The sequence below is a fragment of the Allobosea sp. 10L422 genome (assembly GCF_056395345.1).
In genome coordinates, this window is record NZ_JBFTJI010000008.1 from 237,501 (window position 1) to 260,019 (window position 22,519).

The window sequence follows — 22,519 nt, forward strand, 5'->3', positions numbered from 1 at the left end:
TCAGGCCTCGGCCTCCTCGCCGGCTTCCGCCTCAGGCTCCTCGGCCGGCGCCTCGATCCAGCCGGCGTGAATGCGTGCAGCCATGATAATGGCTTCGGCATCCTGGCGCGAGAGATCGAAGCCGTCGAGATAGCCGGCGTGACGAGTCGACTCGCCGTCCTTGCGCTCGGTCCAGCCGACCAGATCATCAGTGGCGCAGCCGGCGAGATCCTCGACGGTCTTCACATCGTTCTCGCCGAGCGCGACCATCATGGACGTGGTGACGCCCTCGACTTCGCGCAAGGCGTCCTCGACTCCGAGAGCCCGACGTTTCTCGTCGAATTCAGCCTCGATAGCGGCGAGGTGTTCCTGCGCGCGGGTCTGGATCTCGCCTGCGGTGTCCTCGTCGAAGCCCTCGATCGAGGCGAGCTCTCCGAGTTCGACATAGGCGAGCTCCTCGACATTGCGGAAGCCCTCCGAGGCCAGCAGCTGGCCGACCGTCTCGTCGACGTTCAGCGCGTTCATGAACAGCTCGGTGCGCTGCACGAACTCCTTCTGGCGACGCTCCGACTCTTCCTGCTCGGTCAAGATATCGATGTCCCAGCCGGTGAGCTGCGATGCCAGGCGCACATTCTGGCCGCGGCGGCCGATGGCGAGCGAGAGCTGCTCGTCCGGCACGACGACCTCGATCTTGTCGGCCTCCTCGTCGAGCACCACCTTCGCGACCTCGGCCGGCTGCAGCGCATTGACGACGAAGGTCGCGACATCCGGCGACCACGGGATGATGTCGATCTTCTCGCCCTGCAGCTCGCCGACGACGGCCTGCACGCGCGAACCGCGCATACCGACGCAGGCGCCGACGGGATCGATCGAGGAATCGCGGCTGATGACCGCGATCTTGGCGCGCGAGCCCGGATCACGGGCGACCGCCTTCACCTCGACGATGCCGTCATAGATTTCCGGCACTTCCTGGCCGAAGAGCTTGGCCATGAACTGCGGATGGGTGCGCGAGAGGAAGATCTGGGGGCCGCGCGGCTCGCGGCGCACATCGTAGACATAGGCGCGGGCGCGGTCGCCGACCTTGAAGGTCTCGCGCGGGATCATCTCGTCGCGGCGGATGATGGCTTCGCCACGGCCGAGATCGACGAAGACGTTGCCGTATTCGACGCGCTTGACCGCGCCGTTGACGATCTCGCCGATGCGATCCTTGTACTCGTCGTACTGGCGGTCGCGCTCGGCCTCGCGCACCTTCTGGACAATGACCTGCTTGGCCGACTGGGCGGCGATGCGGCCGAAATCGAAGGGCGGCAGCGGATCGGCGATGACGTCGCCAACCTGGGCGGCCGGGTTGTGACGCTTGGCCTCGTCGACGGTGATTTCGACCGCCGGGTTCTCGACGGTATCGACCACCTGGAGGTGGCGGGCCAGACGCAGCTCGCCGGTCTTGGTGCTGATCTCGGCATGGACGTCGGTCTCGGCGCCGTAGCGCGAGCGGGCGGCCTTGGCGATGGCGTCCTGCATGGCATCGACGACGATCTGGCGATCGATCGACTTCTCGCGCGCGACCGCGTCGGCGATCTGCAGCAGTTCGAGCCTGTTGGCGCTGACGACCATGACGCTCACTCCTCTTCAGTGTCGTTGTTCTGCGGGGCCGTCTTGCCGGTCTTGCCCGGCCGCGGTCCCAGCGATTTCCCTCGGCCCTTCTTCGGGCCTGCTATCTCATCGGCGGCCGGCATCGCCGGCGGCAGGCCGGACTTGCCGCGACGCAGCGATTCGGTGACGAGCGCATCGGTCAGCACCAGCCGCGCCTCGGCGATCAGCCGCATCGGAATGGCGACGTCGCGCTCTTCCTCGCTCTTGGCGTCGTCCCGCGTCAGCAGAGCGTCCTGACCGGAAGCGCCGCGCAGGATGCCGCGGAAACGCTTGCGGCCCGCGACCGGCTCGCTCGTGTCGATCTTGGTGAGGTGGCCGGCCCAGCGCTCGAAATCGCTCGCGCGTACCAGCGGCCGGTCGATACCCGGCGACGAGATCTCGAGATGATAGGCCGCCTGAATGGGATCGTCGACGTCCAGCGCCGGCGAGATCGCCTGACTGATCTCCTCGCAGCCCTCGACGGTCATCGAGCCGTCCGGCAGCTCGGCCATGATCTGCACGGTGCAGCCGTTCTGAGCAGTGACGCGCACGCGCACCAGCCGATAGCCGAGATCGGCGATCGCCGGCTCGACGATCGCGGCGACGCGCGCAGCCACGCCGTTCTCGACGACGAGGCGCGCTTCCTGATCGGGCGCTGCTGTCGGTTCGCTTGGTTCGTTCATGGTCCGGGCCGTCCCGTCTGCCTCCGGCGGGTTGCGGCCAATAAAAAAGAGCGGGCCGGCCGGCCCGCTCTTGATCATCGGCGTTAACCGATACCAGAGCTGTTGGCCGCTATTTAGTCCGCATCGCCCCGATATGCAAGCTCCGAGCGTCGGCGATAACCCAATGGTCATCCTTGCCTGCCAGTCTGGCTGACGGGATAGCGGTCGAGGACAGAGTATGAGTACGGTCGCAACGCTGCTGCGGGATCTCGAGACGACGATGGCGCGCGGCTCGGGTGACGAGCGCGCCGTCATCCTGTCACGTCTGACGGATCTCTTCCTCGCCACCGCGATCGACATGGACGAACAGCAGGTCGGCGTCTTCGACGCGGTCATCGGGCGGCTGTCGCGGGCCATCGAGCTGCGCGCCCGGATCGAGCTCTCGGAGCGGATCGCGCCCGTGCCGAACGCGCCGAGCGGGGTCGTGCGCCAGCTTGCCCTCGACGAAATCGCCGTGGCGCGTTCCGTCCTGGTGCAGTCGCCGCGGCTGACCGACCAGGATCTCGTCGCGGTGTCGGCGGCCAAGGGCCGCGACCACATGCTCGCCATCACGGAGCGGCCCGATCTCGGGGAACCCGTCACCGATTTCCTGATCCTGCGCGGCGGACGGGTCGTCACCCATGCGGTCGCGGCCAATCAGACGGCGCGGTTCTCGCGGCATGGCATGGGCGTTCTGGTGATGCGCGCGGCCCAGGACGACGCGCTTCAGGCGACGCTCGGCTTACGCCGGCACATCCCAACGGAGCTGGTCGGGCAACTTATGACCGCCGCCAAGAATTCCGCCCGCCGGCGCCTGAATGAGAGCCTGGAGCCGACGCTGGCCGGCGACGTCGACGGTGCGGTCGAACGCGGTGCCGACGCCGTCGCGGCCGGCGGCCAGATGCCCGGCGAACTGGGCGCCATCAGCGCCGCGCTCGTCGAGATCCGTGAGCTCAACGAAGCCGGGCTGCTCGACGAGGCCAAGGTGCGCGACTTCGCGCGGCAGGGCGCAACCGAGCACGCCATCTGCGCCGTCGCGGTACTGGCACAGCTCAGCCTGCCGGCGAGCGAGCAGGTCATCCTCGGCAGCGACCGCGAAGCGATCCTGATCGTCGCGCGCGGCCTCGGCTGGTCGTGGGAGACGACGGCAGCCCTGATCTCGCTGCGGAAGGATTTCGGAAAGTCGCAGGCGGCCCTCGACCGTGCCCGCGAGAGCTTCCGCAACCTCGCGCAGAGCACCGCCCAGCGCGTGCTCGGCTTCCTCAGGATGCGCGACGCAAAGCCGTGAGATAGCTGGAGATGCGGCCCTCCCGGACCGCCTTCGCCTCGTAACGCGTGCGAATCCAGCCCGGATAGGGCGTGCGCCAGTCGCCAGGCCGCTCGTCCGTCCAGTCGAAATCCGGCGAGGCCAGCAGCCGCGACAGCGTCCAGCCGACATAATCGTCGATGTCGCTGGCGAAGCGGAAGCGGCCGCCGGGACGAAGCGTGCGCGCGAACAGGGCGAGAGTATGCTCGGAGACAAAGCGGCGCTTGCGCTGCCGGCGCTTCGGCCAGGGGTCGGGATAGAGCAGGTCGATGGCATCGAGGCCGCCTGCAGCCAAACGCGGCAGCAGCAGCGCGGCATCGTCGTCCCAGACGCGGATATTGGTCAGCCCCTCGCGTTCGGCGACGGCGAGGAACTTGGCCATGCCGTTGATGAAGGGCTCGACGCCGATGAAGCCGATCTGCGGGCTCTCCCGCATCCGCATCAGGAGATGCTCGCCGCCACCAAAACCGATCTCAAGCCTGACCGCCTCGACAGGCCCGGGAAAGAGCGCCTTCAGATCGGCAATCTCGCCCTCGGGCAGCCGCAGTCGCGGCAGGGTGTGCTCGATCAGATGGCTCTGGCCATCGCGCAGCGCCTTGCCCTTGCGGCGGCCGTAGAAAGCCCTTTCGTCGTGGTCGGGTTCGTGGGTCATGATCCGTGTTCGTACCGCATTATCCGATGGAGCGCCGTCATTCCGGACGCAGCGACGCGGAGATCCGGAATCCATCACAGAGCTCCGGAGTGCTCCGACAGATCCCGCGTCAAGCCCGGAATGACGGCGGTGTTTCAGCGACCTCATCCATCAAGTCAAAGAAAAAGGCCGGGTTGACCCCGGCCTCCTTGCTCATGACCCGGCGAGGTCGTTTCAGTTGACGGCCTTCTTCAGCGCGTCGACGAGATCGGTCTTCTCCCAGGAGAAGGAACCGTCGCGGCCGGCCTTGCGGCCGAAATGGCCATAGGCCGAGGTCTTGGCATAGATCGGCTTGTTAAGGCCGAGATGGTTGCGGATGCCGTTCGGCGAGAGATCGACGAGCTTGCCGAGGATGTCCTCGAGCTTGGCCTCGTCGACCTTGCCGGTGCCATGCAGGTCGACATAGATCGACAGCGGCTTGGCGACGCCGATCGCATAGGAAAGCTGGATCGTGGCGCGGTCGGCGAGCTTGGCCGCGACGACGTTCTTGGCGAGGTAGCGCGCCGCATAGGCCGCCGAACGGTCGACCTTGGTCGGGTCCTTGCCCGAAAAGGCACCGCCGCCATGAGGAGCCGCGCCGCCATAGGTGTCGACGATGATCTTCCGGCCGGTGAGGCCGGCATCGCCGTCCGGGCCGCCGATCACGAACTTGCCGGTCGGGTTGATGTGCCAGACGGTGTCCTTCGAGATCCAGCCTTCCGGCAGGGCCTCGCGGATATACGGCTCGACGATCTTGCGGACGTCGGCCGAGGACAACGTCTCGTCGAGATGCTGGGTCGAGAGCACGATCTGCGTCACGCCGACCGGCTTGCCGTTCTCGTATTTGACGGTGACCTGGCTCTTGGCGTCGGGGCCGAGCTTGGCGGCGTCGCCCTCGCCCTTCTTGCGGGCGAGCGTCAGGGTCTCGAGGATCTTGTGAGCGTAGTAGATCGGGGCGGGCAGCAGCTCGGGCGTCTCGCGGCTGGCGTAGCCGAACATGATGCCCTGGTCGCCGGCGCCGACATCCTTGTTGCCGGCCTCGTCGACGCCCTGCGCGATATCGGCCGACTGCGGATGCAGCAGCACGTCGATCTTGCAGGTCTTCCAGTGGAAGCCGGACTGCTCGTAGCCGATGTTGCGGATCGCCTTGCGGGCAGCTGACTTCACCTTCGACTTGATCTGCTTCTCGTCGAGATGGGTGCGGACCTCGCCGGCGATGACGACCCTGTTGGTCGTCGCCAGCGTTTCGGCCGCGACGCGGACCTTGGACGGCTCATAGCCAGCCTTGACCGCCTCCTTGAAGAACAGATCGACGATCTCGTCGGAGATGCGGTCACAGACCTTGTCGGGATGTCCCTCGGAGACGGACTCGCTGGTAAACAGATAATTCTGGCGTGACACGGTCGGAGGATCCCTGAAACAGCACATGGAAAAGGCTGGTGCTCGACACCAGCCTCAACAAACGCGCCGTCATCGCAGCGGACGCGTTCGTCGTCAAGTGGGGAAATCCGTTAATCGAAAAGCGCGTTCGTCAAAACGAACGAAAACATCCCGGAATCACGCATTTTCAGTGTCTTGCTCGGCCAGCGCTTCGACGAGATCGATGATCCGCCTGCGGACGCGGCCGTTCTTGATGCGGGTGAAGGCCTTGGTGAGCTGCACGCCCTCGCTGGTCGCGAGGAAGTCCGAAATATACGCCGTCGCCGCGGAATCGGCGAAACCGCCAGCCGGCATGTCGCCCGTGGGGGCACCATCAAAGAAAAAGGAAACCGGCACGTCGAGCATCTTGGCAATCTGCTGCAGACGACTCGCACTGATGCGATTAGAACCCTTCTCGTATTTCTGAACCTGCTGAAAGGTCAGCCCCAGTGCGTCACCCAGCTTTTCCTGGCTAATACCGGCAAGCATTCGACGCATGCGGACGCGGCTACCGACATGCTTGTCGACCGGGTTGGGGACTTTCTTGATCATGATTAACCTGCTCTTACGTCAGTCGTCATGACCAGGAGCCGCCATCCTGGTCGGCGCGGAAACGTTGGTGTATTATAGCCGTCACGGACGGTCCACTCTTTCTCGCAAAATTTGTTCCAAATGGGATGATCAGCTTTTTTTGAAGCGAGAAAGCATCAAAAAAACGAGCAGCATACCGGCAAAAATGGCATCGCCACCCCGGGAATAGGGCGTCACCGGCCCGCTGCGCGGGAGCGGGGCATCCAATACGCCCTCCACGCCCAGAGGCAGGCTCGCGACGACCCGGCCATAGGCATCGACCACCCCGGAAATACCGGTGTTGGCGACCCGGACGAGCGGCAGGCCTTCCTCGACGCTGCGAAGCCGCGCCTGGGCGAAGTGCTGATAGGGGCCGCTGGTCTGGCCGAACCAGCCATCATTGGTCACATTCAGGAAAAACCCTGCCCGAGGGCCGCGCGGAGCCACCTCGCCCGGAAAGACAACCTCATAGCAGATAAGCGGCGCTGCGACGGGAAGTCCCTTGACCGCAAGAGGCATCCGGCTGGTTCCGGATGAAAACCCGCCGGGCACGGACACGAATTCAGAGAGGCCGACGCGGCGGATCAGCGCCTCGAGAAAAGGCGGAAGATACTCGCCGAAGGGGACCAGATGGAGCTTGTCGTAGCTCGCGACGATGACGCCTTCGTCGTTGACGACCTGAATGGCATTGTAGATCGGCGGCCTGCCCTCTCCCGGCAGCATCTCGCCAGCCCTGGCCGCGCCCGTGATCAGGGTCACGTCGGGCGGCAGGACCGCCGCGATACGGGACAGCGCACCCGGCGTGCGGCCTAGTAAGAAGGGAAAGGCGGATTCGGGCCAGATCAGATGCGTGACCGATTGCAGGCCGGGCGTCGTCGGGCTCGTCGCGCGGTCGCTCAGCGCGAGGTACTGGTTGAGGATGGCTTCGCCGTTGCGTCCGTTGAACTTCGCGTCCTGCGGCAGGTTGGGCTGCATGAGCCTGAGCTTCACGCCCGCCACGACCGGTGAGGGACCCGGCGGAATGCGCCAGAAGCCAAAACCGAATAACACCGCGACGCCTGCCAGCGCGGTCAGCGGAGCCGCCCAACGGCCGGCCGGAGTCTTGGCCGTGGCAATCACCGCCGGCGCCCCGCCAATCGCGACAGCCAGCAGCGTGAGGCCGTAGAGCCCCGCGAGCGAAGCGAACTGGGCGAGATGAATCTCACCCGCCAGCATCATGCCGTAGACGTTCCACGGAAAGCCGGTCAGCACATGGCCACGAAGCCACTCGCTCATCGCCAGCGCCGCGGCGAGGACGAGAATGCGCCGGGCTCCCTCGGGCCAATACAAGCGCGCCGCGCCAAAGGCCAAGGCCGGAAAGATCGCCAGAAAGGCCGGCAGCGCGACGACCCCCAGCGGCATCGCCCAGGCGAATTTGTCGGCCTCGACGAGAAAGGCGGCGCCGAGCCACCACAATCCGGCGAGGAAAAAGCCGAAACCCCACCACCAGCCGGCAGCGAAGCCTGCACGGAAGCGACCTGTCGCAGTGGTGCCAACCGCACCGTCAAGGAGCCAGACCGCCACCGTCATCGGGACGATGACCAGCGGCCAGAGATCCAGGGGCGGCAGGGCGAGCGCACCGCTCGCTCCCGCGAAAAGCGCGATGAGCCGCCTGCGCCATCCCCAAGCGAGAATGACCGCTTCCGCAAGCCGCGCCACGCGCATCAGCCAGGCTCCATCGCCGTTTCTTCGGGCGCCGTCTGGCTGCGGCGATGGATCGTCAGGCGCTTCACGCGGCGCTGATCGGAATCGAGGATCTCGAAGGTCAGCCCTTCCGGACCCTCGACGATCTCGCCCTGCGCCGGGACACGGCCGGCCAGGGTCACGATCAGCCCGCCGAGCGTGTCGATGTCATCCGCCACCTCGTTCCGAGAGAGATCGACGCCGGTTGCACGCTTAAGCTCCTCCAGCGTCGCGCGCGCATCGGCGGCGAAGCTGTCCTCGCCGGTGGGTGCGATCGGTGTCTCCTCGAGATCGTGCTCGTCCTCGATGTTGCCGACCACGATCTCGATCAGGTCCTCGATCGAGACGAGCCCGTCGGTGCCGCCATATTCGTCGATGACGAGCGCGATATGGGTGCGCGTCGCCTGCATGCGGACCAGAAGGTCGACCGCAGGCATCGAAGGCGGAACATAGAGCACTGGGCGCAACAGCTTCGTCGCCGAGAGCGGCGTGTTCAGGTCGACCGCCGCAAGGTCATGCGGGATGGCAAGCTTGCTTCCGTCTTCGGAAGGCACGTCCCCTTCAGGGCGAGCCTTCTCCGCGAGATATTCCAGAAAGTCGCGGATGTGGACCATTCCGCGTGGGTCATCGAGCGTGTCGTCGAAGACCGGCAGGCGCGAATGGCCGGCAGTCCGGAAATGGGCCAGCAGTTCGTCCAGCGTCGCATCCGCCGGCACGGCCACGATGTCGGCGCGGGGGATCATGACGTCGCTCACACGACGCTCGCGCAGGCTCAGCACATTGCTGAGCATCGCGCGCTCCTGGGCGGAAATGTCGGCGAGCTCGCCGTTCTCTTCGGCCAGCGCCTCGACGATCTCTTCACGCGCCGTGCCGCCGGCACGCAGGCCGAGACGTTCGAGGAACTGGGCGAGCCAATGGCCGAAGCCGCGGCCATTGGTTTCAGACTGGGATTGTCGACTGTCGTCGGTCATGGCTGCGGGGACTGTGCGGAAGAAGGGGCCGCCGCGGCGATGAGCTCGCCATCGGCATAGGGGTCGGCAATGCCGAGGCTGGCGAGCGCCTCGACTTCGAGGGCTTCCATGCGGCGCGCCTCGTCGTCGGTCTCATGATCCTCGCCGAGCAGATGCAGCAGGCCATGAATGACCAGATGGCGCAGATGGTCGGCGATGTCCTTAGCCTCCGCCCGGGCTTCGCGCTCCACCGTCTCGAAGGCGATGACGATGTCGCCGAGCAGCGGGCTCGCCGCAATGCGCTCCGGCGGGGCTGCCGGGAAGGAGAGCACGTTCGTCGCCTTGTCGAAGCCGCGCCAGTCGCGGTTGACGATGCGGATGCGCTTGTCGTCGGTCAGCAACAGGCTGAGCTCGGCGCCCGCCATGGGCTTGCGCGGCGCCACGGCAAGACCCGCGGCCAGCGCCTCATTGATCAATGCCCGCAGGCTCGCGAGATTGCCCACCGCCTGCCACTGGCGCGACTGGGCCCTCAGATCGAGATCAAGCGACATCTTCTCGGGTGGCGGCGCCGAGCGCCGCCCGCGAGGTCGATCGTTCATCGCGGCCGCTCCCGCGCCAACATTCGCTTCAGCCCTTCGCTGTCGCCCTCGCGGTGGGAATCCGCGGGCATATCGGGATTGCGCAAGCGCTCCTCCCGTTCGGCGCGCTCATGGCGCGACGCGGTCTCATAAGCCATCACGATGCGCCGCACCAGCTCATGCCGGACAACATCGCCTTCCTCGAAGCGGGCATAGCCGACGCCCTCGACGTCCTTGAGCAGCTTGACCGCCTCGACGAGGCCGGAGCGCTGGCCCGGCGGCAGGTCGATCTGGGATGGATCGCCGGTGATGATCATGCGCGACCCCTCGCCCAGACGGGTGAGGAACATCTTCATCTGCATCGAGGTGGCGTTCTGGGCCTCGTCGAGCAGCACGACCGCGTTGCTCAAGGTGCGGCCGCGCATGAAGGCCAGCGGCGCGATCTCGATCATGCCAGTCTGGAGCCCGCGTTCGACATGGCGGGCCTCCATGAAATCGTTGAGCGCGTCGTAGATCGGCCGGAGATAGGGGTCGACCTTCTCGCGCATGTCGCCGGGCAGGAAGCCGAGCCTTTCGCCTGCCTCCACCGCCGGACGCGACAGGATCATCCGCTCGACCACGCCCTGCTCGATCAGCGAGACGGCGTGCCCGACCGCGAGCCAGGTCTTGCCGGTGCCTGCCGGTCCTTCCGCGAGCACCAGTTCATGCCGTTTGAGCTGGCGCAGATAGGCGTCCTGCGCGGCGTTGCGGGCCCTGACCGGCCCACGCTTGCGAGTGACCACGGCATCGAAGGAAGCCTTGCCGACATCCGCGGCCGGAAAGAGCGAGCGCTGGACATTGCTCTCCTCGATCGCGCCGTCGACCTCACCGAGGGTAACGGAGGCACCGGCCTTGGCACGGGCGTAGAGCGTCTTCAGCACGCGGCCTGCCTGCTCGGCGGTCTCGCGCGGGCCCTTCACGGTGGCGTGGTTGCCGTTAGGATTGACCACGACGCCGAGCCTGCGCTCGAGATGCGCGAGATTCTGGTCGTACTGACCGAAAACAAGGCTGGCGAGGCGGTTGTCATCGAAGGACAGCACGACCTCGGTGGCCGGCAAACCGTCGCGGCCCGCGCCCTCGGGGCGGGCTGGCGACACGTCTCGCCGCGGGGTCCGGTCGGGTCTTTGCGTCGTCGAATCAGCCTGTGCCAAATGCGTCATCTCCGTAGAGAGGGCTTTTGCGCCCGTTCCCGTCGGGCAGGAGCGCCCGGCCGGGTCGTCTCGCAGCATATCCGAACGCAACAATCTCAGCCTGATGACAGGCCAGAGCCTTCCAGCAGGAGATGGGCACGAACCGCAGCGCGCTCAAGCGGCCATGTCCTTTCCATCCGTCCGCCCCGCCTCCGCCAGCCGGCCGAAGAGCGAATTGGAACCGGCCCGCTCGATCGTCACCTGGACGATGTCGCCGATCTGATTCGTCTCGCTCTCGATCTGCACAGCCTGCAGATAGGGTGACTTTCCGGCAAGCTGGCCGGGGTGGCGTCCGGCCCGCTCCAGCAGGACATCCACAGTCCGTCCGACCATCGCGGCGTTGAATGCCTGGCGGTGATGTTCGATCCGCTCCTGCAGCCGGTAGAGGCGCTCATCCATCACCGCGCGTGGAATCTGCGCGTCAAGCTCGGCCGCGGGCGTCCCCGGGCGCGACGAATACTTGAAGGAATAGCTCGAAGCGAAGCCGATCTCGTCGACGAGACGGATCGTATCCTCAAAATCGGCATCGGTTTCACCGGGGAAGCCGACGATGAAGTCCGACGAGAGCGCGATATCGGGACGCGCTTCGCGGATGTGCTCGATCAGACGGCGATACTCGTCGCCGGTATGCTTCCGGTTCATCGCGGCGAGGATGCGATCCGAGCCGGCCTGAACCGGCAGATGCAGGAAAGGCATCGCCTGCGGCAGGTCACGATGGGCGGCGATGAGATCGTCGTCCATGTCGCGCGGATGGCTCGTCGTGTAGCGGATGCGGGCGATACCCGGCACATCGGCGACACGGCGCATCAACCGCGCCAAGCCCCAGACCGCCCCATCCGGCCCCTCGCCATGGTAGGCGTTGACGTTCTGGCCGATCAGGGTGACGTCGCGCACGCCGGCCTCGGCCAGACGTTCGACTTCGGCGAGAACCTGAGCGACAGGGCGCGAGAACTCGGCGCCGCGCGTGTAGGGAACGACGCAGAAGGCGCAGAACTTGTCGCAACCCTCCTGGACCGTGACGAAGGCGGAAACGCCGCGTGCGCGGATGATCTGCGGCTTCGGCGCCGGCAGGAAGCCGAACTTGTCCTCGATCGGCAGGTCGGTATCGACGACGCGCTTCCGCGCGGCCTCGGCCAGCAATTCCGGGAGGCGATGATAGGCCTGAGGCCCGACCACGAGATCGACGGCAGGCTGGCGATGCTGGATCTCGGCACCCTCGGCCTGGGCGACGCAGCCGGCGACGACGATCTTCGTCTCTTGCCCCCCGGCCAACTGGGCATTCTTGATGTCGCGCAGCTTGCCGAGCTCGGAGTAGACCTTCTGCACGGCCCGATCCCGGATATGGCAGGTGTTCAGCAGGATCAGATCCGCGCCCTCCGGCGTCGCCGTTTCCTCATAGCCCTGATGGCTCAGGATGTCGGCCATGCGCTGCCCGTCATAGACGTTCATCTGGCAGCCGAAGGACTTGATGTGGACTTTCTTCATCGCCGCGGATCGGGTCTCCAAAAGGTTTTCTTTACTGCGGATCGGGCGCCTTGGAAACGGCCCGGCTTCACTGACCTCGCAGCAGGCAAGCCGTGCGCCAACCCGTCTCAGATGGCCGGCCGGCCTGTGACGGCCTCGTTCCGCGCCGCGCGTACCGCATCCTCCGCCCGCCGCGTCGCCGCCTTGCGCGACATGGCGCGGCCCATCGCGATCGGTTCACCCCAGACCAGCTCGACATCGATCGCGCCGCATTCCAACACCAGCTTCAGATGCGGCCAGAGCTCGGTATCGCCGTACCAGGCCAGCGCGGCGCGCTCGAGGCGCCCTCCCGGCAGCCCCTGCCAGCCGGTATAGGTGATGGTCAGCGGATAGACCGTGACATCCGTCTCTGCGTCGCCCATGGCATGATGGACCGCGCCGAGCAGGGAGGAGCGGAAGGGCAGGATGCGCGTGCCGTCTCCGGTCGTGCCCTCGGCGAAGAGCACCACTTCCTCTCCGGCCGCGATGCGGGCGCCCATCGTGGCAGCGGTACCCGCGGTCGCGCCGCGTCGTTGCCGGTCGATATAGACCGTGCGCTGGAGGTTGGCGAGGAAGCCGACCACCGGCCATTTGCCGACCTCGCTCTTTGCAACGAAGGCCAGCTCGCGCTCGGCGCCGAGGACGCCGATATCGAGCCAGGAGACATGATTTGCGACGATCAGCGCCCCTGCGCCAGCCGGCGGCGGCAGCCCCCTGACGCGGCGGCGCACGCCCAGGCACCAGCAGGTCAGACGATGGAAATGCAACGGCAGGACACCCCGGTATTTCGGGGCGAACCGCATCACGCCGAGCTGGAACGGCACCAGCCCGAACGTGCCGCCGATCAGCAAGGCAAGGCGGACAAGCGCGCCGACGCGGAGGTCCTTCATGCGCGGACGGGCCCGCTGATCGTCAGGAAGACCATCTCGCTGCTCGAAGCGCCGTCAATGGCGCGATTGTTCCGCAGAGTCATGTGAGATCGAGGCGCATCGCGATTGCAGTGGCGCGGCTGCCATCGGGCTTGGGGTAGTATCCCTTGCGGCGCCCGACCTCGCGGAAGCCGAAATGCCGATAGAGCCGCTCCGCCGCGAGATTGCCTTCCTCGACTTCGAGAAAGACATGAGCGACGCCGTCCTCCGCGAGGCGGGCAAGATGAGCCGAGAGCAAGACCCGGCCGAGGCCTTCGCGCCGGCTGGCCGGGGCGACCACGATGCTGAGGATCTCAGCCTCGTCGGCGGCCTTGCGCGACATCACGAAGCCGGCCGGATCGTTGTTCTTGCCGAAGACACCGTCGGTGGCGACGCCGGCATCGGCGATCAGAGCGGCGCATTCGGCCGGCTGCCAGCCACGGGCGAAGCCGCCCTGATGATGCAGCATCGCGACCTGGCGGGCGTAGCCGGCATCGAGCCGCATCGTGCGCGCGGGCGCCGAATCAGGGTGCAGGAGCTTGCGCAGCCAATCCATCCCGCTTGTTCGCATGGATTGATGTTTCGGCAACCACCATTTGGAGGAGGCGTTCACCGGCGCGGCAGGCGGGCTTTGTCCTGCGGCGTCGTCTCGGGCGCCTTCAGGTAGAGCGGACGCGGCGGGGCGGTCTCCGGATCGGCGATTAGGCCGAGCCGCGCGACCCAGGCGATATCCGGTGCCTTCGTATCGTCGACGACCACGGCATCGAGGCCGATCGCCCAGGCCTCGTTGGCGACGGCCAGCGCCGAAGATCCGACGAGGCTGACGGGGCCGGCGCCGATGGCGCGTGCCGCATCGCGATAACTCACCTGCCGGAGCGAGACGAGCGGCTTGCCTTCCGAGGTCAGCGCCTGGAACCAGACCTGGCCGTGCTTGGCATCGAGCGCAGCCGCGATGACGCGACCGGACTCGCGGCCGATCAGCGGGGCGGCGCAGGCGACGACCGTGGTGACGCCGACGGCCGGGATCCCGGCCGCGAAAGCGATGGCGCGGGCCGCGCTGACCCCGACCCGCAAGCCGGTATAGCTGCCGGGACCGACCGTGACAGCGACGCGGCCCAGCGAGGAAAAGCCGCCGTCGACAGCTTTCATCACCCGCTCGACCAGCGGCATCAGCGCCTCCGCATGGCCGCGGTCCATGGCGAGCTGCTCCTGCGCCAGCGGCTCGGCTTCACCGGCTTCGAGGACACAGGCCGAGCAGGCCCCCAGCGCGGTGTCGATCGCGAGAATGCGCATCAGATCTTCATTCCGCGAAAGCCAGGCCCGTCACGCGCTCATCCCTTGGCCAGCTCAAACCGACTCGACTTCGCGCACTTCCGGCAGGAAATGGCGCAGCAGGTTCTGGATGCCGTGCTTCAGCGTCGCGGTCGAGGAGGGGCAGCCCGAGCAGGCGCCCTTCATGACGAGATAGACCGTGCCGTCGCGATAGCCGCGGAAAGTGATGTCGCCGCCGTCGCCGGCCACTGCCGGGCGGATGCGGGTCTCGAGCAGATCCTTGATCGTATCGACCGTCTCGGCATCTTCCGGAGCGAAGAACTCGCCTTCCTCCTCGATGTCGGCAGCGGAATTCTCGGCCAGCACCGGCGCGCCGGACATGAAGTGCTCCATGATCGCGCCGAGGATCGCCGGCTTCAGATGGGGCCACTCGCCTTCCGACTTGGTGACGGTGATGAAGTCCGAGCCGAGGAAGACGCCGGAAACGCCGGAAACGCCGAAGAGGCGCTGGGCCAGCGGCGATCGGGCGGCGTCATCGGCGTCGCGCAGGTCGAGCGTGCCGCTGCCCATGACGATACGGCCGGGCAGAAACTTCAAGGTCGCCGGATTTGGCGTCGATTCGGTCTGGATGAACATGAATACCTCCGGTRCCGGCGGKTCAAGGYCGCCGTTCCTGRKCYCGATATAGGCGCGTYGCTGGAATCATTCCAGCGCGAAGGAAGGCGCCGGCCTCAAGCCAGAGCGTCGATTTCCTCGTCTTCCAGATGGCCCGGGACGATGGCGACGGGAATCGGGAAGCTGGCCGAGGATTTGCCGGCCAGCGCGCTGACCAGCGGGCCTGGGCCTTCACGTCCGGTGCCGGCGGCGAGCACCAGGAGCGAAATATCCTCGTCCTCCTCGATCAGCTTGACCAGCTCTCCGGCCTTGTCGCCGATACGCACGACGCGCTCGGGCTCGAGGCCGGCCAGCATCCGGACGGCGATGGCAGCCGCGTCGAGCCGCTTCTCGGCCTCAGCCTCGGCTTCCGCCCGCATCACGTCGCCGACGCCGAGCCAGGTCTCGTGCTCGGGCGGCGGTGCGACTGCGAGCAGCACGATCGCAGCGCCGAGACGGGCGCAGCGGCGCGCCGCAAAGCGAAGCGCCTTGGCGCACTCCTCGGTATCGTCGACCACCGCGAGAAATTTCGGCCGATGGCCCGTCTCGTAGGACCGCCGTTTCTTGACCATGAAACTGTCCTGCCGCCGCTTGAAGGGACGACCATGGTGGCCTGCGCCGGCCCTCCGGCGCAAGCCCGTCGCGCCCAAGGGGGTCCGTGTCAGCTGCGCACGAAGCCGACGATGTCCTTGACCTCGCGCATGATCGGCGCGGCGATGGCATCGGCCCTGGCCGCGCCTTCGCCGAGGATCGCGTCGATATGCTTCGGTTCAGCCAGCAGGCGGCGCATCTCCACGGCGATGGGCGCGAGCTTCTCGACCGCGAGATCGACCAGCGCCGCCTTGAAGCCCGAGAACTGGCCGCCGCCGAATTGCTGCAGCACATCGCCCTTCGCCATGCCCGACAAGCCGGCATAGATGCCGACGAGGTTCTCGGCCTCGGGGCGGCCCTCGAGTCCCTTCGCCTCGGAGGGCAACGCCTCCGGGTCGGTCTTGGCCTTGCGGATCTTCTGGGCGATGGCGTCGGCGTCGTCGGTCAGGTTGATGCGCGAATAGTCGGAGGCGTCAGATTTCGACATCTTCTTGGTGCCGTCGCGCAGGCTCATCACGCGCTGGGCCGGCCCCATGATCATGGGCTCAGGCAGCGGGAAGAAGCCGAGCTCGCCCGTGCCCAGACCCAGCTCGGCGATCTGCGGCGCGAAGTCGTTGTTGAACTTCTGGGCGATGTCGCGGGTGAGCTCCAGATGCTGCTTCTGGTCTTCGCCAACCGGCACATGCGTCGCCTTGTAGAGCAGGATGTCGGCCGCCATCAGGCTCGGATAGGCGTAGAGGCCGAGCGAGGCATTCTCGCGATCCTTGCCCGCCTTCTCCTTGAACTGGGTCATGCGGTTCATCCAGCCCAGCCGCGCGACGCAGTTGCAGATCCAGGCGAGCTCGGCATGGGCCGAGACCTGGCTCTGGTTGAAGATGATGCTCTTCTGCGGATCGATGCCGGCCGCGATATAGGCGGCCGTGACCTCGCGGATGGCGCGCTTCAGGTCGGCCGGATCCTGCCACATCGTGATCGCATGCATGTCGACGACGCAGAACACGCAATCATGGGTCTTCTGCATCGCGACCCAATTGGTCAGCGCGCCCAAATAATTGCCGAGATGCAGCGTCGAGGTCGGCTGCATGCCTGAGAAAACGCGCTGATGAAAACCCGACATGGGGCACTCCGTCGTCACGATGGAGGAGGGAAGCGGCGCTTCTGGCTCAAGCCCGCCGCTTGCGCAAGGGGAGAGCGCCGAAGGCGCCGAGCGCCCAACCCGCTGCACAATAGCTGGCGAGCCCCGCTAGGCAGAGCAGGCCGAGCGCGCCGATGCGGTGGAATGCCGGTTGTTCCGGCATCAGCGGCTCCGCCAAAAGCCGCAGCAGGAGGACCAGCACGACGAGCATGAGCGCGCTGGCGGCGAGGCTGGAAGCGATGGGCCGCAGATTGCCGAGACTCGGCCGCCAGATGCCGTCGCGCAGCAGGGCGATGCCGAGCATGAACGCCTGAACGACAAAGGCGAGCGTCGCCGCCAAGGCCGCCATCTGCGCGGCGTTGCGACCGCCGGGCAGCAGAAGCCCGGCGAGCAGCGCGACGAGCACCGCCAGGCCGCCCGAGATCAGTGGCAGCCGCGGCCGGCCGCGCGCGAAATAGACTTGGCCGAAGACCTTCGCCACGACGGCAAAAGGCAGGCCGCAGCCGAAGGCTGCCAGCGCTGCAGCCGTGCGCTCGCGATCGCCGACATCGAAGCGCCCGTACTCGAACAGCCCCGACACGATCGGCCCGGCGAGCGCGACGAGCGCGGTCGCCGCCGGCAAAGCGAGCGCGAGGCCGAGCGCCAGCGACTGTCCGAGCATGGCATCCGGGCCGCCGCGTGTCGCCGCCAGTGCCATGTCGGACAGCACGACCGTGCCCATCGCCACGCCGACGAAGCCGAGCGGAAGCTGGAAGACGCGGTCGGCATAGTAGAGCGCCGCCACTGCACCCGACTCGGAGGAGGCGATCTGCGTCGCGACGAGCAGCACAAGCTGGGCCGCGGAGGCCGCCAGCAGCGTCGCGCCGCCGGTGCGGATCAGCCGGGTCATTTCCGGCGACCAGCGCAGGCTCGGACGCGGCAGGCCGGGGCCGCGCAGGCTGGCCAGAATCATCGCCAGGTGAGCGAGCCCGGTCAGGCTGACGCAGAGCGCGAGCCAACGCGCCCCGGCTTCCGGCGCTGCACCCATCACATGCAGAACGAGCAGGACGCCGAGCAGGATCGCATTCATCAGCGCCGGCGCGAGGGCTGCGACGGCAAAGCGGCGCTCGGCGTTGAGCAGGGCCGCCAGCAGCGCCGCAAGCGTGGTCAGCAGCAGGAAAGGCAGCATCAGCCGCGTATAGGAGGCCGCCAAGGCGAGGGTTTCGGGCTCATCGGCGAAGCCACCGGCAAGGCCGAGCACGAGCCAGGGCGCAAAGAGCTCACCGAGCGTGACGAGCACCAGCAGCAGCAGGCCGAGTTGGCCAGCCGCCTCACCGGCGAAGCGCCGCGCAGCTTTCTCACCCTTGTCCGCCTTGACGGCCAGATAGAGCGGCACGAAGGGCGCGTTCAGCCCGCCCTCGCCGAGCACGCGCCGCACGAGATTGGGCAGGCGCAAAGCCGCGAGGAAGGCGTCGGCCGCCGGGCCGCCGCCGAGCAGGCGCGCGATCAGCACGTCACGCGCGAAACCGAGCAGGCGCGAGGCGACGGTGGCTGCCCCGACGACGGCAGAGTCACGGGCGAGGCGAGAGGCTTCCGGCGCGGACGCGGCCGGCTCTTCCATCAGAGGATGAACCGGCTCAGATCGGCGTTCTTGGCCAGATCTCCGATGCGGGCCTCGACATAGGCCGCATCGATGACGACGGTCTCGCCCGCGCGGTCCGGCGCGGTGAAGGAGATGTCGTCGAGGATGCGCTCGATGACGGTCTGGAGCCGGCGGGCGCCGATGTTCTCGACCGTGGAGTTCACGTCGACGGCGATGCGGGCGATGGCATCGATCGCGTCGGGCCTGAATTCGACCGCAACCTCCTCGGTCGCCATCAGCGCGACCGACTGCTTGATCAGGCTCGCCTCGGTCTCGGTGAGGATGCGTTTGAAATCCTCGATGTCGAGCGGGTAGAGCTCGACACGGATCGGCAGGCGGCCCTGCAGTTCCGGCAGAAGATCGGAGGGGCGGGAGACATGGAACGCTCCGGAGGCGATGAACAGGATATGGTCGCTCTTGACCGCGCCGTGCTTGGTCGCGACGGTCGTGCCCTCGATCAGCGGCAGCAGATCGCGCTGCACGCCTTCGCGCGAGACATCGGCGCCGCCCTTGCCTTCGCGGGAGCAGATCTTGTCGATCTCGTCGAGGAAGACGATGCCGTTGTTCTCGACCTCGCGGATCGCGGCCTGCACGATCGCTTCCTGGTCGATCAGCTTGTCGCTCTCCTCGGCGAGCAGCGGCTGGTATGCGTCCTTGACCAGCATGCGCTTCGGCTTGCCCTTCTGGCCGAAGGCCTTGCCGAACATGTCGGAGAGGTTGATTGCGCCGATCGAGGCGCCCGGCATGCCGGGAAGCTCGAACATCGGCGTGGCCGCACCGGAGCCTGCCGCCACCTCGACCTCGATCTCCTTGTCGTCGAGCTCGTTGTCGCGCAGCTTGCGGCGGAAGGAATCGCGCGTCGCCTGGCTGGAATTCGCGCCGACCAGCGCGTCGAGCACGCGTTCCTCGGCCGCGAGATGGGCCTTGGCCTGGACGTCCTTGCGGCGGCTCTCGCGCACCAGCGCGATAGCAATCTCGACAAGGTCACGCACGATCGATTCAACGTCGCGGCCAACATAGCCGACCTCGGTGAACTTGGTCGCCTCGACCTTGAGGAACGGTGCGTTGGCGAGCTTGGCGAGGCGGCGCGCGATCTCGGTCTTGCCGCAACCGGTCGGCCCGATCATCAGGATGTTCTTCGGCGAGACCTCCTCGCGCAGCGGCCCTTGGAGCTGCTGGCGGCGCCAGCGGTTGCGCAGCGCGATGGCGACGGCGCGCTTGGCATCCTTCTGGCCGACGATGAAACGGTCGAGCTCGGAGACGATCTCGCGGGGGGAAAAGCTGGTCATTACGATACGATATCCGGGTGAAATACCTTGGGAAGCGCCTTGGCTGCGGCGATCACGCCGCCTCCAGCGTCTCGATGACGAGGCTGTGGTTGGTGTAGACGCAGATGTCGCCGGCGATCTTCATCGCCTTGCGCACGATCGTCTCGGCATCGGGTTCGATATCGATCAGGGCGCGGGCTGCCGAAAGCGCGTAGTTGCCGCCCGAGCCGATCGCCATCACGGCCCCGTGCTCGCTCGCCTCCGGCTCCAGCACGTCGCCGGTGCCGGAGATCAGCAGCGAAACTTCCTTGTCGGCGACGAGCAGCATCGCCTCCAGCCGGCGCAGATAGCGATCTGTGCGCCAGTCCTTGGCGAGTTCGACACAGGCGCGCAGCAATTGCGTGGGATATTGCTCGAGCTTGCTCTCCAACCGCTCGAACAGGGTGAAGGCATCCGCAGTCGCCCCGGCAAAGCCGGCAATCACCTGCCCCTTGGCGAGACGGCGCACCTTCTTCGCATTGCCCTTCATGATCGTCTGGCCGAGCGAGACCTGGCCATCGCCACCGATGACGACACGGCCTCCCTTGCGGACCATCAGGATGGTGGTCGCGTGCATGACCGGGGCGTTGCTGGATTCGGACATCGGGATCAGGACCGGAAATTGGACTGTGGAAGATGCAACATGTTCAGGCGAGGCCGCTCTATCAAGGGGGGCGGCGCGCAGCATATCTCTAAAGTTGCAATTAATGAATAGATCCCTGATTGATTGCAAAGCGCTCGAGTAAACGATTTCAACCACCCAACGCCATCGAATAGTTTAAGTCTAAATCGTTTACTTGTGCTAATGCACTTGAGCTTCGCCAAAAGGAATATTCCTCATCTGGCTCGCCGAACGGGTTGAATCTTACGTCATCGATCCGGTCAGTTTTTAAGTAGTTTTTTATCGATCGGGGCGAATGGTCACAGGTGGAAACGAACTCCTCGTTCAGGAGGTCGCCTTGGGACCGTCGTCATGAAATCCATCCGCCTGAAGCTTCTCGCCATGCTCGCCATCGTCGCTGGCGGAGCCATTATTTCTGCGATCATCAGCATCTACGGTCTGCACAAGGCGGATGACCTCAATACGCGTTCCGAAATCCAGGGCAATGTCGCGCTGCTGACGCAGCGTATCAACGGCGTCGTCACGGCCGTGGTGATGGAGTCGCGCGGCATCTACATGGCCAAGACGCCGCAGGAAGCCGAGGCCTACGCCAAGGGAATCGACGATCGCATTCCAACTTTGCGCAATTTCGTCGCCGAGCTGCAGAAGGTCGCGCCGGCCGAAGAACGGGAGACGGTCGCGCAAATCGGCAAATCCGTCGCGGAATTCATCGGCTTCCGCACCGAAACCGCCCGGCTCGGGCGCCAGGTTTCGCCGGAAGCCGCCAATGCGCAGGGCAACAACGAAGCGAATCGTGCCAACCGGAAGGCTCTCAACGACCTGCTGATCAGCTTCAGCCAACGCATCGAGAAGGCCGGTATCCTCGTCGGCGAGGAGGCGACGGCCTTTACCCGTCAGGTTCAGTGGCTCTTGCCGCTCGTCCTGCTGGCGACCCTGCTCTTCTCTGTTGGCGTGGCGCTTGTCTTCGCACAGCGTTCGATCACCCGCCCGATCCTCGATCTCAGCGAGGTGATGGAAAAACTCACGGCCGGCGAAACCCGTATCGACGTGCCGCATGCCGACCGTCCGGACGAGATTGGCGCCATGGCGCGCGCAGTCTCGGTGCTGCGCGAGAGCACGGAACAGGTCGCGCTGCTGCAGGAACAGGAGCGTGCTGCCGCCGCCGCCCGGCTGGCACGGGCTCAATCGATGGAAGCGGTGGTGTCCGATGTCGGCGAGGTCGTCGCGGCGGCGGCGGCCGGCGATTTCTCGGCCCGGTTGCAGATCAGCGATGCCGACGAGCAGATGCAGCGGCTGGTAGCGGGCATCAACGAGATCAACCTCGTGGTTGATTCGGCGACGACGGAGTTCGCGCAGGCATTGTCGGCGATCGCTGGCGGGGATCTGACCAACCGGGTCGAGACCGCCTATCGCGGGCGCTTCGCCGATCTGAAGGGCGCGATCAACGAGACGGTCGACCGGCTCTCGGCCACGGTCGCGACGATCCAGACGACCTCGGCCGATGTCGGCCTGGCCGCCCGCGAGATCCATATGGGCTCCGACGACCTGTCCAAGCGCACCGAGGAGCAGGCCTCCTCGCTCGAGGAGACCGCCGCCACCACCGAGGAGCTCGCGGCTTCGGTCAAGGCCTCCGCCCAGGCCTCGAAGGACGCCGCCCGCATCGCCGACGGCGCCATGCAGGCCGCAGAGAACGGCGGCGCCATCGCCGGCCAGGCCGTCGAGGCCATGGCCCGCATCGAGAGCGCCTCGCAGAAGATCTCCGACATCATCCGCGTCATCGACGACATCGCCTTCCAGACCAACCTKYTGGCGCTCAACGCCGCGGTCGAGGCGGCCCGTGCCGGCGAGGCCGGCAAGGGCTTTGCCGTCGTCGCCTCCGAGGTGCGCACGCTGGCGCAGCGCTCGGGCGAGGCGGCCAAGGACATCTCGGCCCTGATCTCCTCGTCCAATGCCGAGGTCGGCGAGGGCGTGAAGCTGGTGCGCCAGGCCGGCGAGCAGCTCGCGCGCATCCTGGAAGCCTCGCAGAAGGTGGCGGCGACCATCGCCGACATCTCGGCGGCGTCGGGCGAGCAGGCCAACGGCATCGACGAGATGAGCCAGGCGGTGGCGCATCTCGACGAGATGACCCAGCAGAACGCGGCGCTGGCCGA

At 66.5% G+C, this 22,519-nt stretch carries 21 protein-coding genes; 2 read left to right on the forward strand and 19 right to left on the reverse strand.

Features of this window, described 5'->3' with window-relative positions:
• Both nusA and rimP read right to left on the reverse strand, forming a co-directional pair.
• Positions 1 to 1,593, reverse strand: coding sequence for a transcription termination factor NusA (gene nusA, locus AC1DEZ_RS17645; RefSeq protein ID WP_476780195.1), 1,593 nt, complete (start codon positions 1,591 to 1,593; stop codon positions 1 to 3).
• A gap of 5 nt (positions 1,594 to 1,598) precedes the next feature.
• On the reverse strand, positions 1,599 to 2,294 hold the full coding sequence (gene rimP, locus AC1DEZ_RS17650; RefSeq protein ID WP_476780196.1) for a ribosome maturation factor RimP: 696 nt from the start codon (positions 2,292 to 2,294) through the stop codon (positions 1,599 to 1,601).
• Between the two features lie 217 nt (positions 2,295 to 2,511).
• On the opposite strand from rimP, the gene AC1DEZ_RS17655 reads away from it, so the two are divergent.
• Positions 2,512 to 3,600 (forward strand): DUF2336 domain-containing protein, encoded by a 1,089-nt coding sequence (locus AC1DEZ_RS17655; protein WP_476780197.1) that lies wholly within the window; start codon positions 2,512 to 2,514, stop codon positions 3,598 to 3,600.
• Here AC1DEZ_RS17655 and trmB read toward each other — a convergent pair.
• From trmB to hslV, 17 genes are all read right to left on the reverse strand, one after another.
• Entirely contained in the window at positions 3,575 to 4,270 is a 696-nt protein-coding gene (gene trmB, locus AC1DEZ_RS17660) for a tRNA (guanine(46)-N(7))-methyltransferase TrmB (RefSeq protein ID WP_441510070.1), read from the reverse strand. The genes AC1DEZ_RS17655 and trmB overlap by 26 nt on opposite strands.
• A 213-nt stretch (positions 4,271 to 4,483) precedes the next feature.
• Entirely contained in the window at positions 4,484 to 5,689 is a 1,206-nt protein-coding gene (gene metK, locus AC1DEZ_RS17665; protein WP_441510071.1) for a methionine adenosyltransferase, read from the reverse strand.
• Positions 5,690 to 5,845: 156 nt separating this feature from the next.
• Positions 5,846 to 6,259 (reverse strand): helix-turn-helix domain-containing protein, encoded by a 414-nt coding sequence (locus AC1DEZ_RS17670; RefSeq protein ID WP_441473720.1) that lies wholly within the window; start codon positions 6,257 to 6,259, stop codon positions 5,846 to 5,848.
• A 129-nt stretch (positions 6,260 to 6,388) separates the two neighbouring features.
• Complete coding sequence (lnt, locus tag AC1DEZ_RS17675) at positions 6,389 to 7,981, reverse strand: apolipoprotein N-acyltransferase (RefSeq protein WP_476780198.1); 1,593 nt, start codon at positions 7,979 to 7,981, stop codon at positions 6,389 to 6,391.
• Positions 7,981 to 8,970: a hemolysin family protein gene (locus tag AC1DEZ_RS17680; RefSeq protein ID WP_441510073.1), complete on the reverse strand. Its 990-nt coding sequence runs from the start codon at positions 8,968 to 8,970 to the stop codon at positions 7,981 to 7,983. Before AC1DEZ_RS17680 ends, lnt begins: the two co-directional genes overlap by 1 nt.
• Complete coding sequence (ybeY, locus tag AC1DEZ_RS17685; protein ID WP_476780199.1) at positions 8,967 to 9,548, reverse strand: rRNA maturation RNase YbeY; 582 nt, start codon at positions 9,546 to 9,548, stop codon at positions 8,967 to 8,969. The genes AC1DEZ_RS17680 and ybeY overlap by 4 nt, the downstream gene beginning before the upstream one ends.
• A complete protein-coding gene (locus AC1DEZ_RS17690; RefSeq protein ID WP_441510075.1) occupies positions 9,545 to 10,726 on the reverse strand; it encodes a PhoH family protein in 1,182 nt (393 codons plus the stop codon). The genes ybeY and AC1DEZ_RS17690 overlap by 4 nt, the downstream gene beginning before the upstream one ends.
• Before the next feature lie 144 nt (positions 10,727 to 10,870).
• Positions 10,871 to 12,241, reverse strand: a complete 1,371-nt coding sequence (gene miaB / locus AC1DEZ_RS17695) for a tRNA (N6-isopentenyl adenosine(37)-C2)-methylthiotransferase MiaB (RefSeq protein ID WP_476780200.1) — start codon at positions 12,239 to 12,241, stop codon at positions 10,871 to 10,873.
• A 107-nt stretch (positions 12,242 to 12,348) separates the two neighbouring features.
• Positions 12,349 to 13,149, reverse strand: a complete 801-nt coding sequence (locus tag AC1DEZ_RS17700) for a lysophospholipid acyltransferase family protein (RefSeq protein WP_476780201.1) — start codon at positions 13,147 to 13,149, stop codon at positions 12,349 to 12,351.
• Between the two features lie 79 nt (positions 13,150 to 13,228).
• Positions 13,229 to 13,723, reverse strand: coding sequence for a GNAT family N-acetyltransferase (locus AC1DEZ_RS17705; protein WP_441510078.1), 495 nt, complete (start codon positions 13,721 to 13,723; stop codon positions 13,229 to 13,231).
• Between the two features lie 53 nt (positions 13,724 to 13,776).
• Positions 13,777 to 14,460 carry a tRNA (adenosine(37)-N6)-threonylcarbamoyltransferase complex dimerization subunit type 1 TsaB gene (tsaB, locus tag AC1DEZ_RS17710; RefSeq protein ID WP_476780202.1) on the reverse strand — a complete coding sequence of 228 codons (684 nt, stop codon included), beginning with the start codon at positions 14,458 to 14,460 and terminating at the stop codon, positions 13,777 to 13,779.
• Between the two features lie 54 nt (positions 14,461 to 14,514).
• A complete protein-coding gene (locus tag AC1DEZ_RS17715) occupies positions 14,515 to 15,075 on the reverse strand; it encodes a NifU family protein (RefSeq protein WP_476780203.1) in 561 nt (186 codons plus the stop codon).
• Positions 15,076 to 15,170: 95 nt separating this feature from the next.
• Positions 15,171 to 15,665, reverse strand: a complete 495-nt coding sequence (locus tag AC1DEZ_RS17720; RefSeq protein WP_441510081.1) for a universal stress protein — start codon at positions 15,663 to 15,665, stop codon at positions 15,171 to 15,173.
• Positions 15,666 to 15,754: 89 nt separating this feature from the next.
• Entirely contained in the window at positions 15,755 to 16,801 is a 1,047-nt protein-coding gene (trpS, locus tag AC1DEZ_RS17725) for a tryptophan--tRNA ligase (protein ID WP_441510082.1), read from the reverse strand.
• Positions 16,802 to 16,847: 46 nt separating this feature from the next.
• On the reverse strand, positions 16,848 to 18,419 hold the full coding sequence (gene murJ, locus AC1DEZ_RS17730) for a murein biosynthesis integral membrane protein MurJ (RefSeq protein ID WP_476780204.1): 1,572 nt from the start codon (positions 18,417 to 18,419) through the stop codon (positions 16,848 to 16,850).
• Complete coding sequence (hslU, locus tag AC1DEZ_RS17735; protein ID WP_476780205.1) at positions 18,419 to 19,729, reverse strand: ATP-dependent protease ATPase subunit HslU; 1,311 nt, start codon at positions 19,727 to 19,729, stop codon at positions 18,419 to 18,421. The genes murJ and hslU overlap by 1 nt, the downstream gene beginning before the upstream one ends.
• Before the next feature lie 52 nt (positions 19,730 to 19,781).
• Positions 19,782 to 20,351 carry an ATP-dependent protease subunit HslV gene (gene hslV, locus AC1DEZ_RS17740; protein ID WP_282568291.1) on the reverse strand — a complete coding sequence of 190 codons (570 nt, stop codon included), beginning with the start codon at positions 20,349 to 20,351 and terminating at the stop codon, positions 19,782 to 19,784.
• Between the two features lie 369 nt (positions 20,352 to 20,720).
• Between hslV and AC1DEZ_RS17745 the strand changes: the two genes are divergently transcribed.
• On the forward strand, positions 20,721 to 22,519 hold a 1,799-nt coding region (locus AC1DEZ_RS17745; RefSeq protein ID WP_476780206.1), incomplete at its 3' end, for a methyl-accepting chemotaxis protein.

Coding starts and splice junctions, on each gene's coding strand:
- nusA (WP_476780195.1), bottom strand. CDS start 1,593: ATGGTCGTCAGCGCCAACAGGCTCGAACTGCTGCAGATCGCCGACGCG.
- rimP (WP_476780196.1), bottom strand. CDS start 2,294: ATGAACGAACCAAGCGAACCGACAGCAGCGCCCGATCAGGAAGCGCGC.
- AC1DEZ_RS17655 (WP_476780197.1), top strand. CDS start 2,512: ATGAGTACGGTCGCAACGCTGCTGCGGGATCTCGAGACGACGATGGCG.
- trmB (WP_441510070.1), bottom strand. CDS start 4,270: ATGACCCACGAACCCGACCACGACGAAAGGGCTTTCTACGGCCGCCGC.
- AC1DEZ_RS17670 (WP_441473720.1), bottom strand. CDS start 6,259: ATGATCAAGAAAGTCCCCAACCCGGTCGACAAGCATGTCGGTAGCCGC.
- lnt (WP_476780198.1), bottom strand. CDS start 7,981: ATGCGCGTGGCGCGGCTTGCGGAAGCGGTCATTCTCGCTTGGGGATGG.
- AC1DEZ_RS17680 (WP_441510073.1), bottom strand. CDS start 8,970: ATGACCGACGACAGTCGACAATCCCAGTCTGAAACCAATGGCCGCGGC.
- ybeY (WP_476780199.1), bottom strand. CDS start 9,548: ATGAACGATCGACCTCGCGGGCGGCGCTCGGCGCCGCCACCCGAGAAG.
- AC1DEZ_RS17690 (WP_441510075.1), bottom strand. CDS start 10,726: ATGACGCATTTGGCACAGGCTGATTCGACGACGCAAAGACCCGACCGG.
- miaB (WP_476780200.1), bottom strand. CDS start 12,241: ATGAAGAAAGTCCACATCAAGTCCTTCGGCTGCCAGATGAACGTCTAT.
- AC1DEZ_RS17700 (WP_476780201.1), bottom strand. CDS start 13,149: ATGAAGGACCTCCGCGTCGGCGCGCTTGTCCGCCTTGCCTTGCTGATC.
- AC1DEZ_RS17705 (WP_441510078.1), bottom strand. CDS start 13,723: ATGGATTGGCTGCGCAAGCTCCTGCACCCTGATTCGGCGCCCGCGCGC.
- tsaB (WP_476780202.1), bottom strand. CDS start 14,460: ATGCGCATTCTCGCGATCGACACCGCGCTGGGGGCCTGCTCGGCCTGT.
- AC1DEZ_RS17715 (WP_476780203.1), bottom strand. CDS start 15,075: ATGTTCATCCAGACCGAATCGACGCCAAATCCGGCGACCTTGAAGTTT.
- AC1DEZ_RS17720 (WP_441510081.1), bottom strand. CDS start 15,665: ATGGTCAAGAAACGGCGGTCCTACGAGACGGGCCATCGGCCGAAATTT.
- trpS (WP_441510082.1), bottom strand. CDS start 16,801: ATGTCGGGTTTTCATCAGCGCGTTTTCTCAGGCATGCAGCCGACCTCG.
- murJ (WP_476780204.1), bottom strand. CDS start 18,419: ATGGAAGAGCCGGCCGCGTCCGCGCCGGAAGCCTCTCGCCTCGCCCGT.
- hslU (WP_476780205.1), bottom strand. CDS start 19,729: ATGACCAGCTTTTCCCCCCGCGAGATCGTCTCCGAGCTCGACCGTTTC.
- hslV (WP_282568291.1), bottom strand. CDS start 20,351: ATGTCCGAATCCAGCAACGCCCCGGTCATGCACGCGACCACCATCCTG.